Origin of the sequence: Candidatus Accumulibacter vicinus (assembly GCF_000584955.1) — a bacterium.
Classification (GTDB): Bacteria; Pseudomonadota; Gammaproteobacteria; order Burkholderiales; family Rhodocyclaceae; genus Accumulibacter; species Accumulibacter vicinus.
This window is the reverse complement of sequence record NZ_JDSS02000027.1, coordinates 44255-50342: the sequence shown is the minus strand read 5'-3', so window position 1 is coordinate 50342 and position 6088 is coordinate 44255. Positions and strand designations below refer to the sequence as shown.

The window sequence follows — 6088 nt, the reverse complement described above, 5'->3', positions numbered from 1 at the left end:
CCCGGCAAACAGCGCCAGCAAGGGAAACGCATAGGCATACAGCGCACTACGGCCAAGCGAGCCCTCGGCCACAGCCACCTGCACGCGCGCACCGACATCACAATGATCGGGATTCAGCACCCGGAAAGTGCGTGGCGGGCCACACCACAACTGGCCCAGATGGTTGCCCCCGCACCCTCCCGGCTGTCTGCAGCGACCGCAGCCGCTTTCGTCCATGCGAAGGTATGCGTACTGGCCATCAATCGCGGTCACCGTTCCCCAGGCATCAGTCATGATTCATCCTCTCTACCAACCCATTCTCGACCGGGTTACCATCTGCGATCCTGCGAGGTATCGAGTAGCGGTCGCAACTTTTCGGCGACGGCCTCGCGGGCACGAAAAATCCGCGAACGTACTGTGCCAATTGGACAACTCATGGCCTCGGCAATTTCCTCATAACTCAGGCCCTCGATCTCGCGCAGGAGGATCGCGTGACGCAACTCCTCGGGGAGTGCGTCCATTGCCGCGTTGATCGTAGCACCCGTCTGCTTGGATTGCAGCAGGCTCTCCGGCGTGTTGATGTCCTGCAACTGAGTAGCATCCTCAAAGCCTTCGGCTTCTTCAGCGTCAAATTCGGTCGAAGTCGGGGCGCGGCGTCCCTGCGAAACGAGGTGATTCTTGGCCGCATTGATGGCAATCCGGTACAACCAGGTGTAAAACGCACTGTCCCCGCGAAACAACGGCAGCGCCCGATAAGCCTTGATGAATGCCTCCTGGGTCACGTCCTCGATCTCGGCGTGATCGTAAAGAAAGCGAGACAACAGGCGCGCCACCTTGCGCTGGTATTTCACGACCAGCGCGTCGAACGCGTGTTTGTCACCACCCTGGGCGCTCTCGACCAGTTTCTGGTCAATTTCGCGTTCGCTCATGCTCTATGCTTTTCCTTTGGCATACGAAAATCCGCGCCGAAGTATAGCGCAAGCATCGAAACGCCATCGTAACAGTGCATGACCGGCCATTCCGAGCTATCGGACCTGTACATCATCCTGAAGCGCACCGTCAAAAGGCAGGAATGTCGTTGAATTACCACCGTTTCCAACCATTTCCAATCATTTTCCGGGGTGGAGAAAATCGTTTGCGGCGGGCCTGGCGTGCTGGCGCCTGGGCATGATCCTCGCCCGGTCTGGTGCCTTGCGTGCGGTGGCCGGGTTGCTGGCGGCGCTCCCGGGGCGCGCACCGCTGCGCGACACGTATCGCGCAGCGAGCGAAAAAGCGGGGACGCTCCGTGCCGAACTCGATGTGGGCGAGTGTTGGACCCCGTGGTGGGCCTGGGGTCAGCCAGTCGGTGCCTACGCAGTATCGGCAAGCCAGGCGTCGCGCGGCAGGTCGGGTACGCCCGGGGTGATCACGAAGCGGGTCATGGCATGTGGATTCATCAGGCCAACGCCGCCTTTCGCCAGGCGATAGGTGATCATCGGACGCTCAAAGAGACTGGTCAGGCTCATCAGGCGCTCGGCAAGCGCTGGCTTGCGAATGCCTTCGGCGAGGGTATATAAGACATAGCCACCCGTGAAGAAAAACGCTATGCGCCGCGTGAAATGCTCTCCTTCGAGATGGCCTGCGAACGGTTCGGCGTACTGCTCGGCCGTCAGTGCCGTCAGGGTCAGGTTGCCAGGGCTCGGCAGGTAGCCGCTGAGATCGTGAGTCGTTTCAATCTCCAGGCAGGCGATCGCCGCCGCGGCAAAAACTTCGGTCTGACCCGCCGAGCCAATGATCAGCGGGGTGCCGGAGAAGAGCTGCGCGCTGCGCTGGAGGCTTGAAAAAATCTGCTCGAAACTGGCCGCGTCGGTCTGGAAAAAGCGCCGCACCCGGTTGGTCGTGGTAATGACCGTAATGCCGATGGCCATGCTGATCCTCCGTGAAAGATGTCTTGCCTCGGTTGGCGTCCGCCTGCCAGCATCGTGTGCGTTCAGTCGCTGTCGCGGTTCCTGGTCTGCACCCACAACACGTCTGGCCGCCCGCTAACCTTGTTGAGGGCGCGGCCCAGGACAAACATCAGGTCCGAGAGACGATTGAGATACTTGCGTGCAAAATCGGAAACCATTTCGGTGTCCGCCAGGCGCACGATGCAACGCTCGGCGCGGCGGCAGACGGTACGCGCGAGATGAGCAACGGCAGCAGCGCGGGTACCCCCGGGTAGGATGAATTCCTTGAGCGGCGGCAGATCGGCATTGAACTGCTCGACGAGATCTTCGAGTCGACCGATATGGGCCTCGCCGATGACGCTCATTCCCGGCATGCACAATTCGCCCCCGAGATCAAAGAGATCGTGCTGGATGCGCAGCATGGCCTGCCGGATGTCATCCGGCATCTCTTCGGTCAGCAACAGCCCGATCGTCGAGTTGAGTTCGTCGACCTGCCCCATGGCCTCGATGCGCAAGCTGTCCTTACTCACCCGGGTGCCATCGCCGAGACCGGTGGTGCCAGCGTCACCGGTGCGAGTCACAATTTTGGAAAGTCGATTGCCCATGCCAGGATTCCTGATCAAATGATGATGATTATAGCGGAAGGCGCATGCACGCCTCAGTCCACAGCAAAAGCATTGCAGAAACGCAGTTCTTCGGGATAGGGAAAGAAATCCTCGAGATGACCGGCACGGATCTTGTCTTGCGCGTTCTTCCAGAACTTCACATTCAGCAGCGCACGATGGTACTTGAGGAAAGCCGAGCGCACCTTTGGCGAACCGAGCAGAAAACCGGCAAATTCCTCGGGAAAGACATCGTGTCGTCCGACCGAATACCAAGGTTCTCCGGACATCTCCATTTCCGGGTATGGCGCTTCCGGAATGACGCGGAAGTTGATGTCGGTCATGTACTCGATCTCGTCGTAGTCGTAAAAAACGACACGATTGTAACGGGTCACGCCAAAATTCTTCCAGAGCATGTCGCCCGGAAAGATGTTGGCGATGGCCAATTCCTTGATGGCGTTACCGTATTCGAGGACGGCGTGATCGATCTGCGCCGGTGTCGCCGAATCCAGATAGAGATTGAGTGGCGTCAGGCGGCGTTCGATGTAGAGGTGCTTGATCACCAGGTCTTCACCCTCTTCCTCGAGCAGGGACGGTGTCAGGGTGCGCAGTGCTTCCATGAGTTCAGCCGAGAATCGTTGCTTTGGCAGCGCCACATGCGAGAACTCGAGCGTGTCCGACATGCGACCCACCCGGTCTACCTGCTTGACCAGCAGATATTTCCGCTTCACGGTTGCCCGATCCATTTCCTTCGAAGCTCCGAAGACGTCCTTGATCATCTTGAACACATAGGGATACGACGGCAAGGTGAACACCAGCATGACCAGGCCGGCGATCCCCGGCGCAATGATGAACTGGTCTTCGGAATGACGGAGGTGCTGCTTGAGGTCGCGGAAGAAAAGCGTCTTGCCCTGTTTGCCCAGGCCCAGCATGGTGTAAATCTCGGAAGGAGGTTTGTTCGGCATGATGCTGCGCAGGAAGGCCACGTAGCCCGAAGGCACTTCCATATCGACCATGAAATAGGCACGCGACAGTGAGAACAGGACGCTGATCAGCCAGCCGTCAAGCAGGATCGTGTCGACCACCAGTTTGCCAGCCGGGTTGTGCACGACGGCGATGGCGAAGGGTAATTCGTCATGGCCGTTGATCGCCTTGCCGAAAAGATAGGCCGCCTTGTTGCGGTAGAAAGCCGAATGCAGAATCTGGATCTGCGCGTTGGCCTCGGCCTTCGGCCAGTCGCCGAGGCGCTTCCGGGCGGTACGCAGGATGTAATCAACGTCCCGGCCGAGATCCTCGAAAGACCTTTGCCAGTCGAAGTCGGCGATGACCTGTCTGACCGTCCTGCGCAGGCCGTGCTGCGCCGGGTAGTAACTCCGGTAGGTCGGCGGGTAGGACTGGATATACTCCGTCGACACCGCCGGCCTGGCAAAGATGTAGTCGTTGTTGAAATACGTGCGGTGCAGGATCTTCGAGCACACCGAATTGAAGAAGGTCTCCGCAAGTTCAGGCTGCTTGTGGTTGATCAGTCGTCCAATATAGAACAGTTTGAGCTGCTGCCAGGTGGCATCGTCCAGCGAAGCGGCACTGAAGTTGGCACACAGCAGCTCGGCCGTCTCGCTGACGCGGTCATCGTAGGAACGGATCCGTTCGCGAACGGCATCATGGACGCCCTTCCAGTCAGCACTTTCGAACAGCAGCTTGGCTTGCTGACCGTAGCGACGGATCAGTCGATAGTGCCGGTTGAAGCCATCGATCATCGCCTCGGCGATACGTTGGGCGAGCACGTTTGCAACAGTCGATATGTCCATGAATTGAGCCCGATGACCTGACGTGGAACGATTGTAGCACCCGCGGTGCTGCGCCGCACCAGGCCGTCGTCAGTATGTAGGGAACAAGTAAGGTGATTTCCGGGAACCAAGATCCCGAACAACTACCGCAGCGGCTTGTTATTCTGGCCATGAGCCCGGCCTGTCGCCATGACTCTTGGTACGGCTTTTTGCGGAAATCACCTAAAGTCGTTTGTGGCCTATTTCGGTATAGATCGGCGACTGATGCATGTTTCGCACAGGAGGGCGCCGGTAGATGAAGTGATGCGGCTGACAGAAAAGTACCGAGGGCGGCACGAGGGGTGGAGGGCGAAGCATTTTTACGCGTGGTATCGAAAAGACGGTGGCGCCCGCAGCTACCCCTGGGTGAAGAGTCGGCTGCAGGAAGCGGCCCTGGTTCCCAAGGGCAAGGCCCGAGGGGCGCACCGGAAGCGCCGGGAGCGTTCGCCGTGGCCGGGGTTGATGATTCACCAGGATGGCAGCACGCACGAATGGGTCGCTGGCCAGCAATGGGATCTGATCGTGACGATGGACGACGTGACCAACGAGCACTACTCGATGTTCTTCGTGGAGGAAGAAGGCACGATGAGCAGCCTGCGGGGCGTAAGGGAAGTCATCGAATCACGGGGACTCTTCTCGACCTTCTATTCGGACCGGGGCAGCCACTACTGGCCTACGCCGGAAGCCGGGGGCAAGGTGGACAAGCAAAACCTGACGCCATTCGGGCAGGCCATGAAGCGCCTCGGAATCGAGATGATCGCCGCCTACTCGCCAGAAGCCCGCGGGCGCTCGGAGCGCATGTTTCGCACCCATCAGGACCGCCTGCCGCGGGAACTGACACTGGCCGGGATCACCGACATGGCGGACGCCAACCGCTACCTGACCGAAGTCTATCGGTCGGCCTTCAACGCCGAGTTCATGCAGCCGGCGATGGAAGAAGGTAGCGCCTTCGTCGGCTGGATCGGTGGTCCGCTCGGCGACATCCTATGCGAGCGGTTTGAGCGCACCGTCGGCAACGACCACTGCGTCAGCTTCGAGGGGATGAAGTTGCAGATCCCTGCCGATCGTCATCGCTGCCACTATGTCAAGGCCAAGGTGGCGGTGCTGCGCCGTACGGACCACACACTGGCGATCCTGCATGGCCCGCGCAAATTAGCCGACTATGACGAAGCCGGCAAAGTCATGCCTCCGAATTTGAAGGTGGCTGCGTAGGTCCGCCGCGGCCGCCCGGGACGGGGAAATCGGTTCCGGGCTACGCCCTCCACCGCTTTCCCCGCCCCGGTCAAAGCGGACAATTCATGTGCTACAAAACCGGACAGTTCTATTTGTTGCCAACAGCGCCGTCGTCAGTAGCGGCAGGCGAGCAGGCCGGACGCTTCTCCGGCCCGAGGCATTTTCGCTCCTCGCAAACCCTTGCCATTACTGGGTTTCAGACGGGGGGCAGAAATTTTCCACCCCAGTTTAGGGCCTATTTTCCGCCGTTCAGCGGTCGTTTATGCATTGGCGATCAACTTTCACCCCACCCCAAGTTCTCTGGTCGGAAAACAATAAATATACACAGTAACAGGTACTTAGACGTAGCAGTATATGGTATAATCATACTTTTCCTCTGCTCGTGAGCGCTACCATGGCCCATGTCCCGCAAGCCCGGCTGTTTTCCTGGGAAGACGTTGAAAGCTGTTCCGACCTTGACCGTTTGTCGTTGGCGCTCGATTACCTGCCGGACGATGCACTGATGCAGGCCCTTGAAGCCCGT

General features: G+C 59.2%; 6 protein-coding genes. 1 reads left to right on the top strand and 5 read right to left on the bottom strand.

Translation table 11 applies throughout. The annotated features are described in order from the left end of the window. The 5 genes from CAPSK01_RS22925 to aceK all read right to left on the bottom strand — a co-directional run. Window positions 1-273 (bottom strand): SoxR reducing system RseC family protein (locus CAPSK01_RS22925; protein ID WP_273703630.1); only part of this gene is annotated, 273 nt, incomplete at its 3' end. 35 nt (window positions 274-308) lie between these two features. Continuing rightward, window positions 309-908: an RNA polymerase sigma factor RpoE gene (gene rpoE / locus CAPSK01_RS12700; RefSeq protein ID WP_034927150.1), complete on the bottom strand. Its 600-nt coding sequence runs from the start codon at window positions 906-908 to the stop codon at window positions 309-311. A 420-nt stretch (window positions 909-1328) separates the two neighbouring features. Then, entirely contained in the window at window positions 1329-1886 is a 558-nt protein-coding gene (locus CAPSK01_RS12695) for a hypothetical protein (protein ID WP_034927147.1), read from the bottom strand. A 62-nt stretch (window positions 1887-1948) separates the two neighbouring features. Next, window positions 1949-2509 carry a cob(I)yrinic acid a,c-diamide adenosyltransferase gene (locus CAPSK01_RS12690; protein WP_034927144.1) on the bottom strand — a complete coding sequence of 187 codons (561 nt, stop codon included), beginning with the start codon at window positions 2507-2509 and terminating at the stop codon, window positions 1949-1951. A 53-nt stretch (window positions 2510-2562) separates the two neighbouring features. Continuing rightward, the gene (gene aceK / locus CAPSK01_RS12685) at window positions 2563-4314 is read right to left on the bottom strand and encodes a bifunctional isocitrate dehydrogenase kinase/phosphatase (RefSeq protein WP_034927142.1); all 1752 of its coding nucleotides are present in this window, start codon (window positions 4312-4314) and stop codon (window positions 2563-2565) included. A gap of 168 nt (window positions 4315-4482) precedes the next feature. Here aceK and CAPSK01_RS22920 point away from each other — a divergent pair, with 168 nt between their 5' ends. Then, a complete protein-coding gene (locus CAPSK01_RS22920) occupies window positions 4483-5544 on the top strand; it encodes an ISNCY family transposase (RefSeq protein WP_337958581.1) in 1062 nt (353 codons plus the stop codon). Window positions 5545-6088: the final 544 nt, after the last annotated feature.